The organism is Candidatus Chloroploca asiatica, assembly GCF_002532075.1.
Classification (GTDB): Bacteria; Chloroflexota; Chloroflexia; order Chloroflexales; family Chloroflexaceae; genus Chloroploca; species Chloroploca asiatica.
Window position 1 is genome coordinate 1 of record NZ_LYXE01000165.1, and the last position, 18,940, is coordinate 18,940.

Here is an 18,940-nt window from a genome sequence, read left to right on the forward strand (position 1 = left end):
GGCCAACCGCATCACCGAGGCCAGCCCCGATAATGGCCGAGGTCGGGGCAAGCATCTCGCGCATCCCCGGGCCGCCCCACAAGCGTAACACCCCACCCATATCAGCGCTCACGACCTCCAAGGCAGGATCGGCATCAAAGTTTGCGAGCGCCGGCGCACCCTTCACCGCAAACGTCATTGCTCGCGGCCAACCAGCGACGGCCTGACCATCACGATGCCAGGCGTAGACGTGCGCGTCGTCACTTCCGACGAGTATTTCGGCAATGCCATCGCCGTCAATGTCGCCAACTGCAGGCGTACCGAAAATATCAGCGCCTGTCGCTTGCGGCCAACCTGCCAGCCGCGATCCATCGTGATGCCAGATCCAGAGCTTATCATCATCGCTGCCAACGACAAGTTCGAGATCGCCATCACCATCCACATCGGCCGCAACCACCGAAGAGCGCACCGTCCAGCCCGTCGAGCGCCGCCAGAGTCGTGTCCCATCGGCACCGAGCAGATAGACGTAGCCGTCGCCAGAGCCGATCGCCACCTCGTACCCTGGCCGCGTCGGATTGAAATCGGCCACCATCGGCGTCGCCAGGATCATATCATCGGTGGCAAACGTCCAGTTGAGGCTCCCATCAGCGTGAAAGGCGTACACTGTACCATTGGTCGAACCAACAACGATCTCGGGGCTACCGTCGCCATCAAGATCGTGGATGCGCGGCGAGCTATTGAGGATCTGGCTTGCGTAGGCGTCGCGAACCTCGCCAATGCTCACGGGCCAGCCAGGGCGCGGGCTACCGTCGGCATTGAAGGCATAGAGTCGCCCATCCGAGAGTGGTACCACAACCTCGGGTTGCTCATCGCCGTCGAGGTCGCCAACCGCTGGGGTTGCCAGGATACGATAGGTTCGGTCAAGCTCGACCCCGACGCTGATCGGCCAGCCCGCCAGGGGCGTGCCGTCATGATGCCAGGCATAGAGGCGGCCATCCTCGGCACCAACAAGCACCTCGAGGTGCCCATCGCCGTCCAGATCGGCCACCGCCGCTGCTGCACGCACACCGCCGCCGAGCGCCTGGGGCCAACCGGCGAGCGGTCGCAGCCTCGCATCGTACACCTCAATTCGGTTCGCCAGCAGGTTCCCAATGATGATCTCGGGCCTGCCATCACCGGTCAGATCGGCGGTAATGGGTGCGGCGAAGTAGCGCGAGTCCGGCTCGGTCTCAGCGGCGTTGATTGCCGCCAGATTTGGGCGGGGGATCGCGCCAGGCCAGAGCCATGCCATATCGGCGCGGGCCAGTGAGAACCAGTCCAAGCCTGTTGTGCCACCGCTCGCGATGTGTTGCACGAAGCCAGGATAGCCACGCCAGATGCCAGCAAACTCCTGCGGCCAGCGCCATTCCTCGGGGAAGCTGCGCGCCAGCGGCAGATCGTAGCCGATCAGCGGCGCCGTGCGATCAAACCGGTTGCTCACGGTTTGCGTATTGTCGAGCCGCCCCGGTTGTACCAGGTGAATCGTCTGCCCGGTCTCCAGGACGTGCAGGTAGGGATCCCATGGCAATGGTCGCAGACCATCGAGCGGGTTCGCGGTGGGATCGTTCAACACGACCGTTAGCGTCGCCGCGTGCCCTGCAATGACGCCTTGCTGGTCAATCCGGGTATTGGTCTGTTCCATGGTTGGCGTTGGCTGCGGCAGGGCCACACGCGTGTTGGCAAAGATCATAACCGTTGGGTCATCACGGTTGAAACCGGCATGTTCCGTGCGCACCGCCGTGCCTTCTGGGTCGTCTACGCGCAGGGTATACCAGCCGCCTTCGGTCAGAGGCAAGCGGTGGTTGAACGCATGGTTCAGGAAGCCAGCCCCGCGTGCCAGGGCTTCGTAGTGCAATTCCACCGCCGCCAGATCGTTCGAGGGAAGCGTACCGCGCCGGATCGTGATGCGCACCAGAAAGTCATTGTAGTCCCAATCAGACCAATCAAACTTCTTGAGATCCTCAAACGCGACGATGCTGCGCTCGGTCGTCCAGGTCAGTGGACCATAAACTGATGCCGTGGCTTGATCGTCAGCATCATCGTCGGCTGCGACGCGGGCGCTGTTATCGGCCGGGATGGGTTGCCCACGAAGATCCTGCCCTGTGGCCTGGAACTTGGCCGGGTAGCCCACGCCTGCTTCAGCGCTTGTGATCTCGGCATCAAACGTGATGGTGAGGAGTGTGCTGCCCTGAAGATCAGGTAGACTCCAGGCCGAGGGCGTACCCGAGGGATCGGCCAGCGGTGCGCCATTGAGCCTTGCCGAACCGGCGACAAAGCGTATGTTCGCCGGCAGACTTGGGGCCAGTGTCAACGCTTCGGCCCGCCCGCTGCCCACATTCGCGACAGTGACGAGATAACTCACCTGATCGCCTTGCTCGACTTCGGCCCGATCAGCAGCTGCATAAACAACCAGGGCTGGCACCCGCACAGTGCTCGCCACCGGGTTGCTCGTCCGCAGTCCACTGTGCGCGGTGGTATAGCTTGCCTGGTTCGGCACGGCGTCGCCGTCACGGGCAAGGCTGGCCTCGGGCAAGCGCGCATTGATCGTCACTGTCCGCTGTTCGCCCGGTGGGATTGTGCCGAGGGCACCACTCACCACGGTACCGCTGATGGTGCCGGCACTGACGCCAGTGATCGTCAGGCCCAGATTGACCGGGTCGGTCACGACGGCTGTGTAGAGCGTCGCGTTGATCGGCGTGGCGGGAAGGGTGAGTGTATAAACCAGGGTACCACCGTAGGTCAATTCGCCATCGTCGAGCGTGACGGTTTTGCCGAGCGTCGAACCTGGCGTTGCGAGTGCCACGGTTGCTACGTTGCCTCGATAGACTCGTTCGTCCGGGATCGTATCCCCATCGATATCGCCGGGCACACCGGGTTGCGAGCTGTAGACCGGCAAGCTTGCCTGCGCAGTCAGCGTCAGATCGGCAGCAATGCCTGCGTCAGCTTGCGCCACAAGCAGGGTCGTCCAGATGGCACCGTTTGGCAGCAGATCGAGCTCGTAGCTCAGCGCCGTTGCCCCAAGGGTATTGAGCTCTGTGATCACTGGTGTCGCACCGCTCCAATTTGTCGGCAGGCTTACCACGCTCGACTGAGTGCTGACAAACGTCAGGCCGGCGGGGAGAAGCTGTTCGAGTCTGATATCGTAGCCGGGGCTGAAGCCCTGATTGCGTACCTGCAGCCGCAACGTGACGTTCTCGTTGGCCCCGATTACCGTTCGGTCGGTTCCGGCACTTAGCACCAGCGCGGGTTGCACCAGGGTGGCCGTGGCCTGCGCTCGTGGGCTCCGCCGGGTTGTCCTCGTTGTCTCGAAACCGTGGTAGCCGCCGCCCGTGCCCTGATAGCCGGCCGCAGTATCGTACCATCCGACATAGGCGCTGGTCGTGCCATTGCTGCGAATGGCGTTGTTGGTGTAATACAGCGTGTTGGGGTTGCCGGGCCTATAGCCGTTAAAGAGCGTCTCAAAGCTGATCGTGAAGATCGCAGCACTGCTCCCCAGCGAGTTGTCGATGGTATTCAAGAACCAGCGCACCTCGCGTTGCCCATCGGCGAGCGGGTTTTGCGGGTGGCGGCTCGGGTCATTGACGAGGGTTACGCCCTCGATTGCGGTGGTGCGTAGGTAGGTGAAGCCCTGGGGCAGGCTATTGGCCTGGAGGCTCGGCCAGTAGGCCACAACACCTGCCGGGACGTTGCCGGTGATCGTCCAGGTTGCGGTATCGCCTGGACGCAGCGGGTTGGGCGTGACCACCATGCTCAGCGTCACGCCACGTAGGTAGACCGTCTCGTCGTCGGTATTGCCCTCATCGGGATCCGCCGTCGCGGCCCATTGGTGTCCAGCGCTATCCGCACGACTGTTATAGCTCACACTCGCCAGGTTTGTCATCTCAGCACCCGCAGCCAGGCCATTAGGCACGGTTGCCGTATAGCGGAACGTCTGCGTTGCCCCAGGGGCCAGACTCGCCACCGCGCTCCAGGTGAGTACCCCGCCCTGCCCGGCAGCGGGATTGCCGCTGGTTGTGGCGTAGCTGCTTGGCAGCGGACTGGCGCTGCCGCCGCTGGCGGCCACCAGCAGATCCGCCGGCACCTGGTCAGTCACGACAAGATTGTAGGCACTGACCGGGCCGTTGTTGACGACCGTGATCGTATAACTCACTTCGCTGCCACCGCTCAGCCCAACCGATGGATTGGCGCTCTTGGTGAGCATCAGTTCGGGCGCGAGGTACGCGATCGTGGTGCTGCCACGCAGGCTGTAGGCCGGCGTGCGCGTGCCTTGGCCGGTCAGTTTGCCAAAGTTGGCGACCAACCAGTCGGGCTGAAGATCGGGCATCGCCCCGAGGCGCGCTTCGATCGTCGCCTCCCAGGTGGCCCCGCGGGCGGCATTGCAGAGCCGCCACTCCAGATAGTCCAAGCCACCGAGGGTGCCGATCGTTGGTGTCGTTGGGGCGCTTGCACAATCTGGGCTGCTGCTGAAACTTCCCGTAACGCTGTGGCTGGCACTCCCTGACACATAGCGCATGCCACGCGGCAAGAAATCACGGATGATGATCGCACGCGCATCAACATTGGACGCACTGGCGTAGCGCAGCCGGAAGCGCAATGTATCACCGGTAAACCCGCTCGCCTCGTTGCCCCACGTCTCTTGATCGACCCGCCAGACACGTTTGTCCAACGAGGGCATCTGAGTTGTCACGGTTGCCCTGGCCTCGTCGGGTGAGGCGGCACCTACCCGTGTTGGCTCACTCATATCGATCCAACTCCCGGTCAGGATAACCACGTTGGTCAGACGATCCGCCGAAACCACGGGCTGACCGGTGTAGGGGGCTGCCTCGTAGATGGGATCAACCTCGGCCTCAAAGCTGAGTCCAACTGTGGCCCCAGGGCCGGTCAAGGCGCGGTCGATTGCCCAGATCAAGGTCGTCTGGCCTGGGCCGGGGGTGTTTGGTTGCACCGCGAATGGCGTTTGCGAGGCACTGCCCTCCACGTAGCTCATCCCATCGGGCAGCACATCGGTGAGCAGCACATCGGTGGCTTGGTAATACTCGGCAATATAGACGGTCAGATCAAAGCTGACCCTCGTGCCGATGCCGACCGTTCTGGGTGCGACCGTTTTGTTGACAGTCAGATAGTCGGCGGTAATCGTGATGGGTGCATCATCATCAGGGGTCGTCTGGGTACCGTCACCATTGGCGAGGCCGTTGTAGATGCCGTGGGCCTCGTAGCCAAGGGCGAGCACCGTATCTTCAGGAATCGGTGCGCCCTGCATTGGTCCAGCGAAGGGGCCAGTTGCCGCAGCAGTGTCGGCTCCCGTTCGGTAGGCGTATGGCACTGCCGCGTCAAAGCTGATGCTGATCGGGGCATCATATTGGGCTGTGGTCAGCGTACCAATCGCCCACCGCAAGACGAGTGAACCATCCTCCTGCAGCGTGAGCGTGGGTGTGACGGTGGCACTAGTCGGATTCGGGCTTATGGTCGGGTTGCCAAGATACGCTACTCCCGCTGGCAAAAGCGCGGTGACACTCACCGCGGTTGTCGTACCGACCTGATTGTTACGCAGGGTTAAGTGGTAGCGATAGGGCCAGTCGGCCCCGGCGCGTGCCCCTGGTGCTGCGACCAGTTCACCGGCCCCGCTCACCTGATGCCCGCTGCTCGACTGAGCAACCCTCGCTTCGAGATCAAGCGCCTGAGGCTGCGCTGTCAGGGAGGAGGTCGCGTTGATCCAGGCACCACTGTTATCGGGCATGCTATTGAGCCTAGCGGTAACCATATTCGTAAACGCCATGCCAAGTGTCAGACTCGCATCGAGCCTGGCGCTCACGCTCAATGCGAGAGTCTCGCCCGCTTCGAGGTCGGCCAGGTTATCCCAGATCAGCAGGGTCGTGCCGTCAGCCTGAGCTGCCACCTGCGAAGGGGCCGGATCGGCGGCAATAAAGCTGAGGCCCAGGGGCAGCGTATCGGTGATGGATAGGTTGTAGCCACGGTCAGCCACGGGCGTTGGCGCAGGGTTGCGCAGCGTAATGGTGTAGCTCACCTGACCGCCGAGTAGCGGCTCGTCACTGATCGTCTGGCTGATCGTCAAATCTGGCGCGGCACCAATGGCCTCGAGCGTGGCGGCACGCATGGGTTTGGACGGTAGCAACGCCAGCAGTGCCAGCGCCACCAGGGCAAGACGGAAGATGCGAGTGGGAGACATTGCTTTGCTCCATATCATCACCCCTCACCTACGGCAGGTTCGGGACGGGGCAGCGCCAATGACGGGCGTCGCTGCGGCAGCCAGGCCAACCGGGGTACCTCAGCCACGGCCATTGCTACGAGCATGCCGACGGCGAGGGCTAGGCCGACGAGCGAGATCGCCCCACCCAGGCGAGCGCTTAGCGGCTGGTAGACAAAGGTGACTTCGTGTGGCCTGCCCTCCAGGGTTGGGGCTAGGATGACGGCACGCAGCAAGCCTTCGGCGCGCAAGGTGGGTGCCGGTAGGCCGTCAACATAGGCTTGCCAGCCCGGGAAGACGGTCTCGTTGATCATCAACAGGCCCCGCACGTCGTTCTGCACGAGCAGGCTGATGCGATCAGGTTGGTAGGTCAGCATGCGCGTCGTCACGTTGGCCTCGGGTTGGGGTTGTAGCGCCCCTACGCCTACATCGAGGGTGAGCGGCTCCTGGCCAATCTGTTCAAGCGCTGTGCCGGCCATGCTGCCCTTGACCCCAATCAACCCATATGCTGCCCCGATCTGGCCCTCGAGGTTCTCGGCGGCACCAAAGTCTGCAAGCGCCGTGCGTGCAGCTGCATTCAGGTTGGTGATGCCCTCGTCGTAGGTGGCAAGTGCGACGATAGTGCCGACGGGTGCTGTGTTCAGCATGGCGGCGAGCAGATCACTCTCTGCGCTTGATTGATAGGTGTCGAAACTACCCGTGTTGAGCACAGCGCCGCTCACAGGGTCGATCAGGGCATAGACAATGCCCCGCTGTTCCGGCGTAACGGTTACGCCATCCACGATGACCGCACTGTACTTGATTGGCCCGCCTGCCAGGACGCTGAGATCCACCGGGCTGCGTATGCCTGTTGTCCCAATGACGTAGAGTTGCTCGTCGAGCGCCTCGGGCCACAACTGGCGCAGGGTCGCGTGGAGTGTCCCATCATCCATGGTCACGGCGGGTTGCTGGCCGACGCCTATGCCAGGCCGGTTAAGCAGACCGTTCAGCGTGATCAGTGTTTCAGCAGGGCGCAGGCTGGTGCTGAAACGGGCGTAGCTCGGCTGCGTGGCCCGTTGCCACAGCGTGCCCTGGCTATTCTCTAGTACCACCGTTGCGCCCTCCTCGGGTGGATCAGGCGTATCGGGTAGGGTCAGGATGTAACCGACATTCAGCAGATCGCGGCGCACGGCGTCGCTCAGGTAGGGCCACTCGGTTTGTAGCACGAACCGCTCTTGCATATCGAGCACGTTGTAGCCAGTGGCAAAGGCGGTGCGGTAGACTTGGCTGTAGTTGTCGGGCAGCACTTCGGCAGAGTTGTCGATGCGCACTCCATCGGGGAGGCCTGCCGCCGCTGCGATCAACTCTTCCTGGTCGGCGATCTTCCAGGGTGCGTCGAGCATCGTCGCAGTGTACTCACGCACGGTAAAGCGCGCCGTGTCCGGGTCCGCCTTGATCGTGTCGTGATATGGCGCGAAGGTCGCCACGTCGAGAAACATCACCGTGGCAAGGGCGATCGCCAAGCTTCGTCCGCCGAGGCGCCCGGCGCTGTGTGCCCACAACAAGCCTATGGTGAGTGCCAGGAACACCAGAAAGAGCACGTAAGCATTGGCGGTCTGTGTCAGTAGCGTGTAGGTGTCTGCCGAGGGCTCGCGGTTAAAGAGACTCTCGGCGAAGTAAAACTCCTCACCGACCGGACGATAATTTCCGATCAACAGGGCGTAGCCGATCGCTGCAAACACCAGCGCCCCGGCCAGCATGAAACCCAGGCCACGCACGAGGCTCTGGAGGCGTGCGCGTTCTCCTTCACGCAGCCCTTGCAGCAGACTCTCGGCCCCAAAGGCCGCCAGCACACAGAGGCTCACGTTGGCGATGTAGAATGCTCGGGCGCTGACCCGCACCGACGAAAGCCCGGGGATAAAGCGGTAGGCCAGTCCTTCGACCGTCGTGAACCCACCGAGCGCCACGACCAGTGCCGCGACCGCCGCGACCGTAAAGAAACGTCGCTCAGGTCGACCATGATCCGGCACAAGCCATGCCGTCGCCGCTAGCGCGAGGGTGAGGATGCCAGCGTAGATCCGATACTCGGTAGCGCTCCAGTTCAGGAACTCGGGGATGAGCAGGGTGATCAGGTTGCGCGGCATAAGCGAGTGCTGAACGGCAAAGCTAAACGAAGGCTCGCCACGTCGCGAGCGACTCAGCACTTCTGCGGCAGGCAGCAGCGCAATGCCGGCGATCGTGGCGGCCAAGACGCCGGTGAGGATAAAGAGCGCAGGCACACGCAGCCGCTGCCAGTTCCCGGATGCTGGCCGTCGCAGATCGCCTACCCAGCGAAAGCCAGCGTAGGCCACGATGGTGATGGCGCAGTAGAGCGTCGCCTGCGGGTGACCAGCCATCACTAGTTGGCTCAGGGGCAAACCCGCGAGAACCGCCCAGGCGATGGCTCTGGTGGGGCGCAATGCATGCCAACTGCGGTCAAGCAAGAAGAGTACAGCAGGCAGCCAGACCACGACCGCCAGCATGCTGTAGTGGCCCCGGTGCCCGATGAAGAAGCCATTAAACTCGAAGCCAATCGCGCCAATTAGGGCTGCCGCCGGGATCACCCCGAGGCCACGCAGGTAGGCGTAGAAGAACAACCCGCCCATGGCATAGTGTGCGATCACCAGTAATTCGAAGCCGAGAAAGCTCACCTCGCTCCCGCGGAAGGCCCAGTCGAGCACCAGGTTTGGCAGATAGTAGGCTGCCACCTGCACATCGCCGAGCAGCGGCATCCCACCGAGTTGGTACGGGTTCCAGAGCGGTACCATGCCCGCCTCGAACATGCGGTGGACGAAGACCCGTGTTGGGTAGGCACCCATCAGAATGTCGCCGCCAAAGAGTACACGGTCGGCGGGGTTGGGAGCCCAGACTTGCCAGAAGACCAGCAGGGGCAGGACGATGAGCAGTAGTGTCGCCAGCAGGTCTGGCAACAGTCGTCGGAGAAGTTTGCTCTTCACGTTGTTACTCCTCCTTGGACACAAACGCTACATCGTCAAAGGCGACACTGCTATTGCTTGCCAATAAGCCCACGTACCCACTGGTGTAGGTGAGTTTAACCTCGCTTGCAATCAACTCACCATCAAGCATGATCGTGAGTTTGCCGTCGGCAATCCCAAGCACGAGCGTGTGCCACGCATCATCGCCCCCATCAGGTACCTCGGCGCTGCCCTCGAAGACGAAGTTCCCACCCTCGTCAAAGTGACCCCACTGCAGAGCCTTGCCATCCTGGGTATAGTTGACGATCTGGCTGTTTGTCTTGCTGTCGCGGCGGGCCATGTTGAAGATCAACCCGCCACCCATCGACCCGTCGAGGCGCTTCAGCCGAATTGTGGCCGTGTAGTTCTCACCCTGGAACAGCGAGACGCTGCTTAGATCGGCACCGCTGGTGCTCGTCTGCCGGTAGGTGCCCTCCAGGTTCTGCCAGGTGCCATTCAGTACCTGCCAACCTTTGGCGTCGCCGTCATCGAAGTCGTCAATCAGGCTGACCATGGATGTACGCACCGGACTACTCACTGTGCGTGGTGGCGCGACGACCCCTTCGGGCAGCGCAAGCACTGCCACATCATCAAACGAGACCTGCGCCTGCGAGGTCGAGAGCCCGACATGCCCCGCCACACTGAGGTTGCTGATCTGAGCGATTTCACGCTCATCAAACCAGATCGTGCTAGTTGCCCCATGGGTGACGACGCGCAGCGTGTGCCATTGCCCATCGCCGATGCCTGGGTCAAGGGCGATGCCCCCATCGTAGAGGTAACTGCCCGCAGCGTCGTAGTGACCCCACCGCAGGAAAGTCCCGCTCTCGTCGAAATCAACGAGTTGTCCACCATTGCGTCTGGTTAGATCGGGGACGTTATAGATAATCCCACCACCCATCGAGCCACGATCCAGACGTAAGCGAGTCTCGAAGCTGTAGTGGGCCTGTGGCGGCAGGTCGACCAGGCTAAGAAAGTCGTAGCCATCAGCGTTACGTTGCGTATAGACCCCGTTGGTCATCACCCAGTCGCCAGCGAGTGACCGCCACAGCGTCTCAGTCTGACCCTCGCGCTCGAAGGTGCTTGTAAGCAGGGGCGTGACTCGCCCGGGGGCAAGTACCGTCGTGATCGCCGGATTCACCGCCGGCATGACCGGTGCTACCTCAGGTGCCGTGGCGACGGGTGCTGCCGTTGGCACCGGCGCGGGTGGGTTGATCGGCGGGGCCGGGGCAGCCGTCGACGCAGTCTTCGGCGCAGCCATCAGTGCGGGCGACGCACTGATGTATGTGTACGCGGCGGGGCTTTCGGCACGGTGCAGGGGTACGATCAATACCTCCTGCTCGGCAGGGGGCGGCCCATACTCGATTACCCAGGTCAGCGTCTCGTGCGACGGCATGGCGTCCAACCGCTTGGTGAAGGGTTCCAGTTGAACGATCGCCCAGGTGCGCACACGCGTTAATTCGGCCTCGTCGAGGCGTGTAAAAAGGATGAGCCGATCACCGGGCACATAAGCACCCGTTGATGTCTGTACGCCTGTACCGCGGGCAACTGCCGCCGCGATGTCGTTGGCAAGGGTTTGCCCGGGGAGGATTTCGGCCGGCGCTGTCGAACGGAGGATACGTAGCGCGAGCAGTCCGCCGATCCCAAGAACCCCGCAGAGAACCACAGCCATGATCAGCCAGGAGAGACGGATCTTTTGCCGCGAACGAAATGTGCGTAGGGTCGTAAGCAGATGAGCCATCACGTACCTTCAATCTGCGGTTGGGCCGCTGGCAAGGGTTGGACGCACATGGTGTTGTCGTAGCAGCAGCCAGATATCCCAGGCGACAAGGGCGAAGAACAGGCCTCCCTTGACATAGATCTGCACCAGCATGACCTCGTTCAAATCCCGGTGGAAGAGCAAGAGCGCTAGCACCTGCGCCATCCCACCGGCCAGGCCGAGCATGCTGCCTCCTCCGTTATCGAGCGAGAGCCGATAGCTGATGACCACATTCGACAGGGCGTAGAAGGTTGTCGCCAGCGCGTAGCCGCCGAGCAGCGGTGCCACGCTCAAATACTCTGCACCGAAAAGCAGGCCCACGATCAACTCGGGAAAGAAGATCGTCGCCGCCACGATCGGCGCCGAGATGACCAGTACCATCCCCAACCCCGCATAGAGCAGGTAGCGGTGCGCCTCGCCGCGGTGGTGGCGCTGCGCCACGATCGGGAAGAGCACGGTGACGACCGACCATGTCGCGAAGAAGACAATGCGCCCGATCAGCGCCACGGCCGCGTAGAGCCCCGCCTCGTTGGCATCGAAAAAGCGCTTGACGATCAGCACGTCGCTGTTGTTGATCAGAATCTGCCCGATCAGCGCCGCAACGACCGGCACTGCAAAGCGGATAATCGTTGTGCGCTCGCTGGCCGTCAGCGGTTCGCCGCTCGGTGTTGACGGCACGCTCTTGCGTGCGATCAGCCAGGCGACGACCAGCGACAGCGTCAGGCCACCAGTCGCCCCCAGCACCGACCAGCCGAGCGCGACCAGTGCGATGCCGATCACCAGGCGCGACCACATCTCGGCCTGGTAACTCAGCGAAAGCACGCCAAAGCGCGTTTCGCCTTGCAGCATGCCCCGTTCAACCCCGAGCATAAAATAGAATGGCACGCCCAGGGCGAACATTACGAACGGCCAGGCCGATTCCGTGTGGAAGAAAGCCTGCCAGAATGGTGCGCCAACGGCGAAGATCAAGAGACCCCCCAACCCGCTGAGCCATGCCCCTCGTTCGAGCCAGCGCCGTAGCTCGGCACTTGCTGTTGGGCGCTCGGACGCGCTGTACATCGCCGCAAACTTTGCCGTCGTTGTCTGGAGCGCCACCGTCACAAAGGTGATCACCAGGAACAGCGTCACGATCAGATTGGCATCGGCGAACGCCGCCGGGCCCAGCCAGCGCCCCAGGATCAGGTTGTAGATGTAGTTGCCGAGATTGACGACCGTGGCGCTCACCAGGAGCATAGCACCCCCAGTCAGACTCTGCGGCACGCGCTCACGGAGACGATGGAGAAGCGATGGGAGCGACATAAGACCTCCAGTGTGCAGCTAGGGTGCTCAGCCTATGAGCATGGGTAGTGTGTAACTTAAGTTTTCTGCTCTTGGTATTGGCTTCGACAAGCTCAGCCAACGGCGGACGATGGGCGTTGCGCACGGACGGAGGCTGAGCCTGTCGAACTCTAGAGCGCACTGTGGCTGTGGTGGAGCAACCGCTCGACTGCCGCGACCAGATCCCGTGAACTGGCGGGTTTGGTTAGGAACCCGTTGGCCCCGGCAGCCTGGGCGTCCTCGCGATCCTGCTCATTGCTGCTGGCGGTGAGCATGAGTAACTGGATCGCGAATGTACGCTCGCTGCTCCGGATGTGTTTCAGCAAAGTGATGCCGTCCATTATCGGCATCTCGAGATCCGCGATTACCATATCGACAGCCTCAGTCGTCAGCAACTCTAGGGCCTCGTTCCCACAGGCCAGGGCGATCACATGGTGGCCTTTGTGCGTCAGGGTGTAGCTGAGCAGATGGCGCGTCACGGATGAGTCATCGACGACAAGGATTTTTGCCATGGTCTCCTGCTCTCCCTGTGTATATTAGAAGTCGGCCAGCGCTGCCTCGGCTGTGTCGGCCATCGAGAAGACCCGGTCGAACTTCGTGAGCTTGATGATGCGGCGAGCTGCCTCTTCAGTTGGCCAGACCAGCCGTACATCACCGCCACGTTCGCGTGCCCGCTTCAGCAAGCTCACCAGCACGGCCATGCCCGCGCTGTCGAGGAAGGGGACGTTCGAGAGGTCGAGAACGAAGCGCTTGGCCCCGTCGGCGAGTTGCTGGTCAAGCGCGGCGCGCAAGCCAGGTGCACTAAAGGCGTCGATCCGCTCAGTGGGGGCCACGACGACGGTCCGGACGATGTGCTCCTTCAGGTTGAGGTTCATAGCCATTCGCTCCTACAGATACTTGGTGAGGCTCCACTCGTTGCGATCCTGCCGTCGTATGTAGGAGACGGCATCCATCAGGCTGCGCGCTAGGAACAGGCCGTAGCCGTGGATCTGGATCTCATCCAGATCTGGCTCGGCCACGGTGTCAGGGTCAAAGGCCATGCCGGTATCGCTCAACTCGATCAAGAGTCGGCGCGGCTCAGGTTCCTGAATCAGCCGGATTACGATACTGACACGCCCTCCAGGGTGCTCGGCATACGCGTGCCTGATGATGTTGGCGACGATCTCGTTGACCGCAAGCTCGATGTTGTAGGCCGTAATGCGGGCGTCTTCGACCGCCTCGATGCGTGCAATGAAGGCGTCAAGGCACGCCCCCAGCACATTGAGATATTTGTTCGTCGCTGGGAGGTCGAGCCTCAGGTCGTCAGCTTGCAAGTTCACGATGCGCCACCCTTCCCGAGTCCTTTAATGATAATGAGGGTTTGGTCGTCTTCCTGTGGTTGTCCGGCTGTGAAACTATCGATGGCGTTGTACAGACCATAGGCGATCACCTGGGCTGGCTGGTCGGCAAATTCATCTACCAGCTCGAGCAGTCGTTCGTACCCGAACATGATCCCTTTGGGGTCGCGGGCCTCGCTAAAGCCGTCAGTCGTGACGACGAGCAGCGCCCCCGCGGTAAAATCGAGCGTGTAGTCTTCGCTCAGCGTCATCGGCAGCACGCCAAGCGGGATCCCATCGCTTTCAACAAGCTGTGCTCGCCCGTTCGGGGGCCGGTAGATCACCGGTGCGTGTCCGGCGTTGGCGTAGTGCATCAGCGCTTGCTCGGGTACGTACTGAGCGATGAACGCGGTGATGAACGAGTCGAGCAGGGTCAGGTCGTCGTACAGATCGTTGTTGGTGCGGCTCAACACTCTGGCCGGGGTCGGATCCGACATAAAGCGTGCGGCACTGCGGGTCGCCGTGCGAACAAGACCCATGATCATCGCTGCCGACACCCCTTTACCTGCCACGTCGCCCAGCAACAGCAGCAGCGGCCGTTCTGGTTCGCTCACGAAGTCGTAGAAGTCCCCGCCTACCTGCAGCGCTGGCCGCGAATCAGCGTAGATATCGAGCGTTGGCACGTCGGGCCGCGCTTGCGGCAGCAGTTGGAGTTGCACCCGCCGTGCGACATCCATCTCGGCCTGGAGTCTTGTTTGATCGAGGGTCTCCTGGTAGAGCAGGGCGTGATCGATGTGCGCCCCTGCCTGCTCGGCAATGGCCCGTCCGAGCTTGAGATCCGGTGCGGTGAAGTTTCCTTCATGATTGATGAGCACAAGCGTTGCTTTCAGCCTCCCTTGAAGGTTGATCGGCAGAAAGCAGAGATTCGTGATACCAGTGGGTAGGGTCGCCTGGGGAGTGTTGAGGATCAGGTCGGTGCCGCGCTGTTCCACGATCTCCAGGTGGTTGAACAGGCTGAGGTCGTCAATGAGCGCCGTAGGGTGATGCACAATCGTCGGGCCTACGCACAGGATCGCACCCTCGACACATACCAAACGGGTCGCCTCGTTGGCGAGGTGGCGCAAGGTTTCGCCGAGGCCCAGGTGATTGCGTGTCGCCTGCGAAAGGTCGTACATCGCCAGCAGAAGATCCTGGGTTTCAACCAGTTGGCCCGCCAGTTCCTCGATCTCACGCTTTTGCTGGCGCAGTTGGTCACGCAAGCTCGCCTCTCGGTTGGCCTGACCATTAGGGCCTGCTGTCGCTTCGTCGCGAGCTTGCGCTGTGTCCATACGTATGACCTGAATGTTTCCAAGAAGAAGGTGCCGTCGGGACGGTCTCAGGGTAGATGTTCGGCCTTGCATGCACCCCTTCAATGGGTAAAGGATGCGATCGCCTCGGTCTCGCTGGGAAAGATTTCAAACGCCCGATTCATGCGGGTCAGTTCAAAAATGACCTGGACGGGTTGCTGGAGTGCGCAAAGCTTCAGGTCTCCTTTCTGCTGGCGGCAGCGTTTCATGCCCCCGGTCAGCGCCGCGAGCGCACTCGAGTCGATGAAATTCACCCCCGCCAGATTGACTACAACTTGAGCTGTCCGTAGCTTCCCGTACCATTCCAGAAGGGCAGGTGCCATGTGTGCGTCGAAGCGTCCGGTAAGCTCTAGTACAGTCACGTTGCCGACGGTGCGCGTGGTGAGAGCCATAACGTATCTCTTTCTTCGGGATTAGCGGTGACCAAACGTAGGGAGCTTACCAGAGGTTTGACCACGTGCGGCGCGGATCGCAAGAATGTTTGCGGCGTGGATGAGGTACCACTCAACCACCTCGGCCATCGGCAGGCCGCAGGCGGCGAGATAGTTCTGTGTCCCCATGGCACGCCGACGTTCTGGGTCGTCGAGCAGCCTGGTCATGGCGTCGGCCAGGCTCTGCGGGTCGTCTGGTGTAAAGAACTCGCCGGTGTAGCCCTCTTCAGCGATCAGTTCGGCCAGATCTCCTAGCTGTGGCAGTACGACCGCACGCCCGTAATTGCCAGCCTGGTGCAGCACCCCCGAACTCCCTGTGGTGCTGGTGTACGGGAAGACCACCACGCTTGCGTCTTGGAAGATCCGCGGCACGTCTTCCTCGGCGACATAACCGGTAAAGCGCAGCCCTTGCAGGTCGGCGTTCGCCTGACGTACACCCTCGAGATAGCCGGGGGCGTTTGGGCTGTCAGTGCCGGCGATAACGAGCTCAAGATCCTGCCGAACCTTTTGCAGCAGGCGGAACGCTACGACCAGCGGCTCGATCTTTTTGTAGGTGCCGAATTTGCCAAAGGTCATGATTTGCAACGGACCCGGAGGCGCGTCGAACGTCGGCGGTGGTGCTTCGTCAAATGCACCATGGGGCGCAAGCAGCACATTGCTTACCCCGTACTTCTTTTCGAGGATTTCGACATAACGTGGGATCGTCACCGCGAGCAGGTCGGCACGCAACAGGATCCGTGTGCTCACCGTGCCGAAGGCTCTGATTACACCCTCGACCAGCGGGTTGCCCCCAAACCCTGCGCTCTTCAGATCCACCGTCTCCATAATATTGTGCAACAGGACAATGGTGGCAAGGCCAGCGGCGCGCACCATCATCGGCGCGAGCAAGCCCAGGGCGGCGGACGGTTTGGATCGGCCGAACGAGGCGAACTGGATGTTGAAGAGCACAATATCCGGCGCAAGCGAGCGGGCTGTGCGTGCGATACGCAGGGCGTTGTCAAGCGCCCCAAACCGCCAACAGGGCACGATGCGCAGCGTAGCCGTGCCGGGCTGCCAGTCGGTGTCGGCGGGGTACGCCTGGTCGCCGGGCAGTTCGTCGGTCAGCACGAAGATTTCTTTGACCTCGGGCTTCTGGCGCAAGAAGCGGATGAAGTGGAAGGCATACTCGTTGAGCGAGCCGGCACTGGGCGGGTAGGGTGTGACGATGGCGATGCGCATGGCGTTCCTGTGTTGCTACGGCTGACACGGTGAGCACCCGTCGTGTGGCTTAGGCTTGCGCGTAGACGCCGCGCAGATCGTTCCACTTGATGCGTACAAGGTCGCGCAGGAAGCGCTGAACCTCGCGGGAGGTGTCCACCTTGGAGCCGGGGGCGTCGATCCATGTGACTGGCACCTCGGCAATTTTGTAGCCGATGCGGTCAGCCAGGTAAAGAATTTCTAGGTCGAATGAGAAGCCGTCGATCGTCTGCGCTGCGTAGAGTCGATGTGCCGCCTCACGCGTGAAGAGCTTGAAGCCACACTGGGTGTCGCGCACCCCGATGCGGAAGAAGTGACGAACAATCCAGCGTAGCCCTCCGCTGAGGGTACGCCGCAGCAGATTCTTGTGGGCCTCTTCGGTACCGCCGACCGCACGCGACCCAACCGCGACGTCGTAGCCCTCCTGGTCGAGTTTCCTCAACAGCTTGGGGAGTTCCTCGATGGGCGTTGAATTATCGGCGTCGTCAAAGAGGATGTATCGTCCCCGTGCCTCCAGAACCCCCCGGCGCACTGCGCTGCCTTTCCCGCCGTTCCGCTCGGCACGGAGTAGGCGCAGGTTGACCATCTCTAGGCTCTCGACCAGGGCAACGGTCTGATCCCGTGAGCCGTCATCGGCGATGATTAACTCCCAGGGCAATCCCAGACCAGTCACGTACGAAGCGATTGCCCCAATCGTCGGAATGATCCGCTCCTCTTCGTTGTAGGCTGGGATCACGATGGAGAGGTAGGGTTCCTCGCTGATTGGCGTGGTTTTCCAGGTGGCATAGTCGGCATAGGTCATAGTGTCGTGCTCCAGTGTTTTCAGATAACAAAGATCACACTGCGTCAATCACTTCCTTTTCATTGTAGTATAGCAAAAACCCATATTTTGTATAGAAGCCATAGGGCATATTGTTAGATACTTCTAGGTACTATGTGCATCTAAGAATAATAGTACTATGGCAAAGCATATGCTGGTAGCTCGTATCTTATCTTTATTTTAAAAGTGTCGTGTGATAGTTCGTGAAATATAGCAGTCCTAAATCATGTGTGAAGGCACTGCATCATTGATCGCGGCGTAGCCGCGATCAATGATGCAGTGCCTTCAGTTGTGATCCTCAGCGGACTTCGAGGAATTGCCCGGCGCACCAGCCTTCGTTGCCCGCCACGCGCACTTGCCACCAGGTGTAGCCATCAAGCTCGACCGGGCCGGCAATAATCTCGGCCGCCGTCCCTGGCATAAGGATCGTCTGAACCTCATTATTGCCACTGATGCCGGGCCTCAACCGCAGGTTGAGCGCTCCGGCATCAGCACGCACATAGACGGTGCGCCCAATCGTCAGTCCATCAACCGAAGGTAAGGGTGGTTCCGCAGGCGGGTCAGTGGCTGGCTCTGCCTCGGTTGCCATGGTTGCCACAGACTCAAGGGTGGCAGTCGCTACCAGGACATTCGCTGTCACCGGTACCAGAGGCTGGCTGGTGCGAATTTGCTGGAGACTGATCGAGATCACAAAACCAACCAGAAAGATACTGAGAATAATGATGATTGGCAACATCCAACCTTGCCAGCGTGCCCAGAAATCGGCCAACTGCTCGGCCCGCTCAAGGTTCGCATAGCTCGGCCCGCGCTGCGCACGTAGTTCGCGGGCGATGGGCAGTTCGCTCGTCGCACTACTCGGTTGACCAGGGCGAAGCGGGCGCTGTGGTGGTTCGCCCGTAGGTTGTTGGGGCGAACGTCCGGATGCGTTTGATAAAGGTGGCCTGGGTTCGGGTGGGCGTGCTCCTTTTGCCCCTGGTACGGCGTGCAGCGGGATGGTTGCGCGTGGCTCTTCGGCTGCAAGCGCTTCAAGCCCGAGCGCGTGCGTGGCATTCACTTCATCACCAGGCGCCACAACGACAATGCCATAGCGCTGCAACAACCGGGCCACCAAGCGATGATAGGTCGCGATCGTTTCCCCCGTCAGCGCAAGTGCCTCACCCTGCGCAACGCGGGCGCGCAGGCGGTGCATGCGTCTGATGCCCTCGGCTTCAGCCGGGCTCAACGCTGCCTGGGGCAGCGCCTTCATCGCCTCAAGCAATTGCCCAAAGGGGGCACGTGCCTCGGGTAACGATAACCGTAGTGCATACGACCGCAGGGCATCTTCAAGGCTCCCATGCAAACTGAGCAAGGCCAGTTCGGGGGGGCTGTGGCGTACCCGCGCCATCGCCAGGGTGTATTTATCACGGGCCGACGCCAACAATTCCAACGGCCCGGAAGGATTCTCGTCTATAGACATATTTATGCTTGCCTTTAGGTGCGGAAACCCACACCTTTACACGCAA

11 protein-coding genes and 1 pseudogene are annotated in these 18,940 nt (G+C 61.4%); all 12 read right to left on the reverse strand.

Annotation, left to right across the window (positions count from 1 at the left end; all coding sequences use genetic code 11):
- Positions 1–307: 307 nt before the first annotated feature.
- Positions 308–6,223: pseudogene (locus tag A9Q02_RS19675) on the reverse strand (FG-GAP-like repeat-containing protein); the annotation flags it as partial.
- Positions 6,223–9,198: an interleukin-like EMT inducer domain-containing protein gene (locus tag A9Q02_RS19680; RefSeq protein ID WP_097654781.1), complete on the reverse strand. Its 2,976-nt coding sequence runs from the start codon at positions 9,196–9,198 to the stop codon at positions 6,223–6,225. The gene A9Q02_RS19680 and the pseudogene A9Q02_RS19675, both read right to left, overlap by 1 nt.
- 4 nt (positions 9,199–9,202) lie before the next feature.
- A complete protein-coding gene (locus A9Q02_RS19685) occupies positions 9,203–10,954 on the reverse strand; it encodes a hypothetical protein (protein ID WP_097654782.1) in 1,752 nt (583 codons plus the stop codon).
- Positions 10,955–10,963: 9 nt separating this feature from the next.
- Positions 10,964–12,271, reverse strand: coding sequence for an oligosaccharide flippase family protein (locus A9Q02_RS19690; RefSeq protein ID WP_097654783.1), 1,308 nt, complete (start codon positions 12,269–12,271; stop codon positions 10,964–10,966).
- 149 nt (positions 12,272–12,420) lie between these two features.
- Positions 12,421–12,801, reverse strand: a complete 381-nt coding sequence (locus A9Q02_RS19695) for a response regulator (RefSeq protein ID WP_097654784.1) — start codon at positions 12,799–12,801, stop codon at positions 12,421–12,423.
- 24 nt (positions 12,802–12,825) lie between these two features.
- Positions 12,826–13,164 (reverse strand): STAS domain-containing protein, encoded by a 339-nt coding sequence (locus A9Q02_RS19700; RefSeq protein WP_172451177.1) that lies wholly within the window; start codon positions 13,162–13,164, stop codon positions 12,826–12,828.
- A gap of 12 nt (positions 13,165–13,176) precedes the next feature.
- The gene (locus A9Q02_RS19705; RefSeq protein WP_172451179.1) at positions 13,177–13,608 is read right to left on the reverse strand and encodes an ATP-binding protein; all 432 of its coding nucleotides are present in this window, start codon (positions 13,606–13,608) and stop codon (positions 13,177–13,179) included.
- Positions 13,605–14,933 (reverse strand): PP2C family protein-serine/threonine phosphatase, encoded by a 1,329-nt coding sequence (locus A9Q02_RS19710; protein WP_172451181.1) that lies wholly within the window; start codon positions 14,931–14,933, stop codon positions 13,605–13,607. The genes A9Q02_RS19705 and A9Q02_RS19710 overlap by 4 nt, the downstream gene beginning before the upstream one ends.
- 80 nt (positions 14,934–15,013) lie before the next feature.
- Complete coding sequence (locus tag A9Q02_RS19715; protein WP_097654788.1) at positions 15,014–15,343, reverse strand: STAS domain-containing protein; 330 nt, start codon at positions 15,341–15,343, stop codon at positions 15,014–15,016.
- 21 nt (positions 15,344–15,364) lie between these two features.
- Positions 15,365–16,600: a glycosyltransferase gene (locus A9Q02_RS19720; protein WP_097654789.1), complete on the reverse strand. Its 1,236-nt coding sequence runs from the start codon at positions 16,598–16,600 to the stop codon at positions 15,365–15,367.
- A gap of 49 nt (positions 16,601–16,649) precedes the next feature.
- Complete coding sequence (locus A9Q02_RS19725) at positions 16,650–17,420, reverse strand: dolichyl-phosphate beta-glucosyltransferase (protein WP_097654790.1); 771 nt, start codon at positions 17,418–17,420, stop codon at positions 16,650–16,652.
- A gap of 316 nt (positions 17,421–17,736) precedes the next feature.
- A complete protein-coding gene (locus tag A9Q02_RS19730; RefSeq protein ID WP_141509081.1) occupies positions 17,737–18,894 on the reverse strand; it encodes an SH3 domain-containing protein in 1,158 nt (385 codons plus the stop codon).
- Between the last annotated feature and the right edge of the window lie 46 nt (positions 18,895–18,940).

What these genes read in the sequence shown, in the direction of transcription:
- A9Q02_RS19685 (WP_097654782.1), bottom strand. Translation starts at nt 10,954, where the DNA reads ATGGCTCATCTGCTTACGACCCTACGCACATTTCGTTCGCGGCAAAAG.
- A9Q02_RS19690 (WP_097654783.1), bottom strand. Translation starts at nt 12,271, where the DNA reads ATGTCGCTCCCATCGCTTCTCCATCGTCTCCGTGAGCGCGTGCCGCAG.
- A9Q02_RS19695 (WP_097654784.1), bottom strand. Translation starts at nt 12,801, where the DNA reads ATGGCAAAAATCCTTGTCGTCGATGACTCATCCGTGACGCGCCATCTG.
- A9Q02_RS19700 (WP_172451177.1), bottom strand. Translation starts at nt 13,164, where the DNA reads ATGAACCTCAACCTGAAGGAGCACATCGTCCGGACCGTCGTCGTGGCC.
- A9Q02_RS19710 (WP_172451181.1), bottom strand. Translation starts at nt 14,933, where the DNA reads ATGGACACAGCGCAAGCTCGCGACGAAGCGACAGCAGGCCCTAATGGT.
- A9Q02_RS19715 (WP_097654788.1), bottom strand. Translation starts at nt 15,343, where the DNA reads ATGGCTCTCACCACGCGCACCGTCGGCAACGTGACTGTACTAGAGCTT.
- A9Q02_RS19720 (WP_097654789.1), bottom strand. Translation starts at nt 16,600, where the DNA reads ATGCGCATCGCCATCGTCACACCCTACCCGCCCAGTGCCGGCTCGCTC.
- A9Q02_RS19725 (WP_097654790.1), bottom strand. Translation starts at nt 17,420, where the DNA reads ATGACCTATGCCGACTATGCCACCTGGAAAACCACGCCAATCAGCGAG.
- A9Q02_RS19730 (WP_141509081.1), bottom strand. Translation starts at nt 18,894, where the DNA reads ATGTCTATAGACGAGAATCCTTCCGGGCCGTTGGAATTGTTGGCGTCG.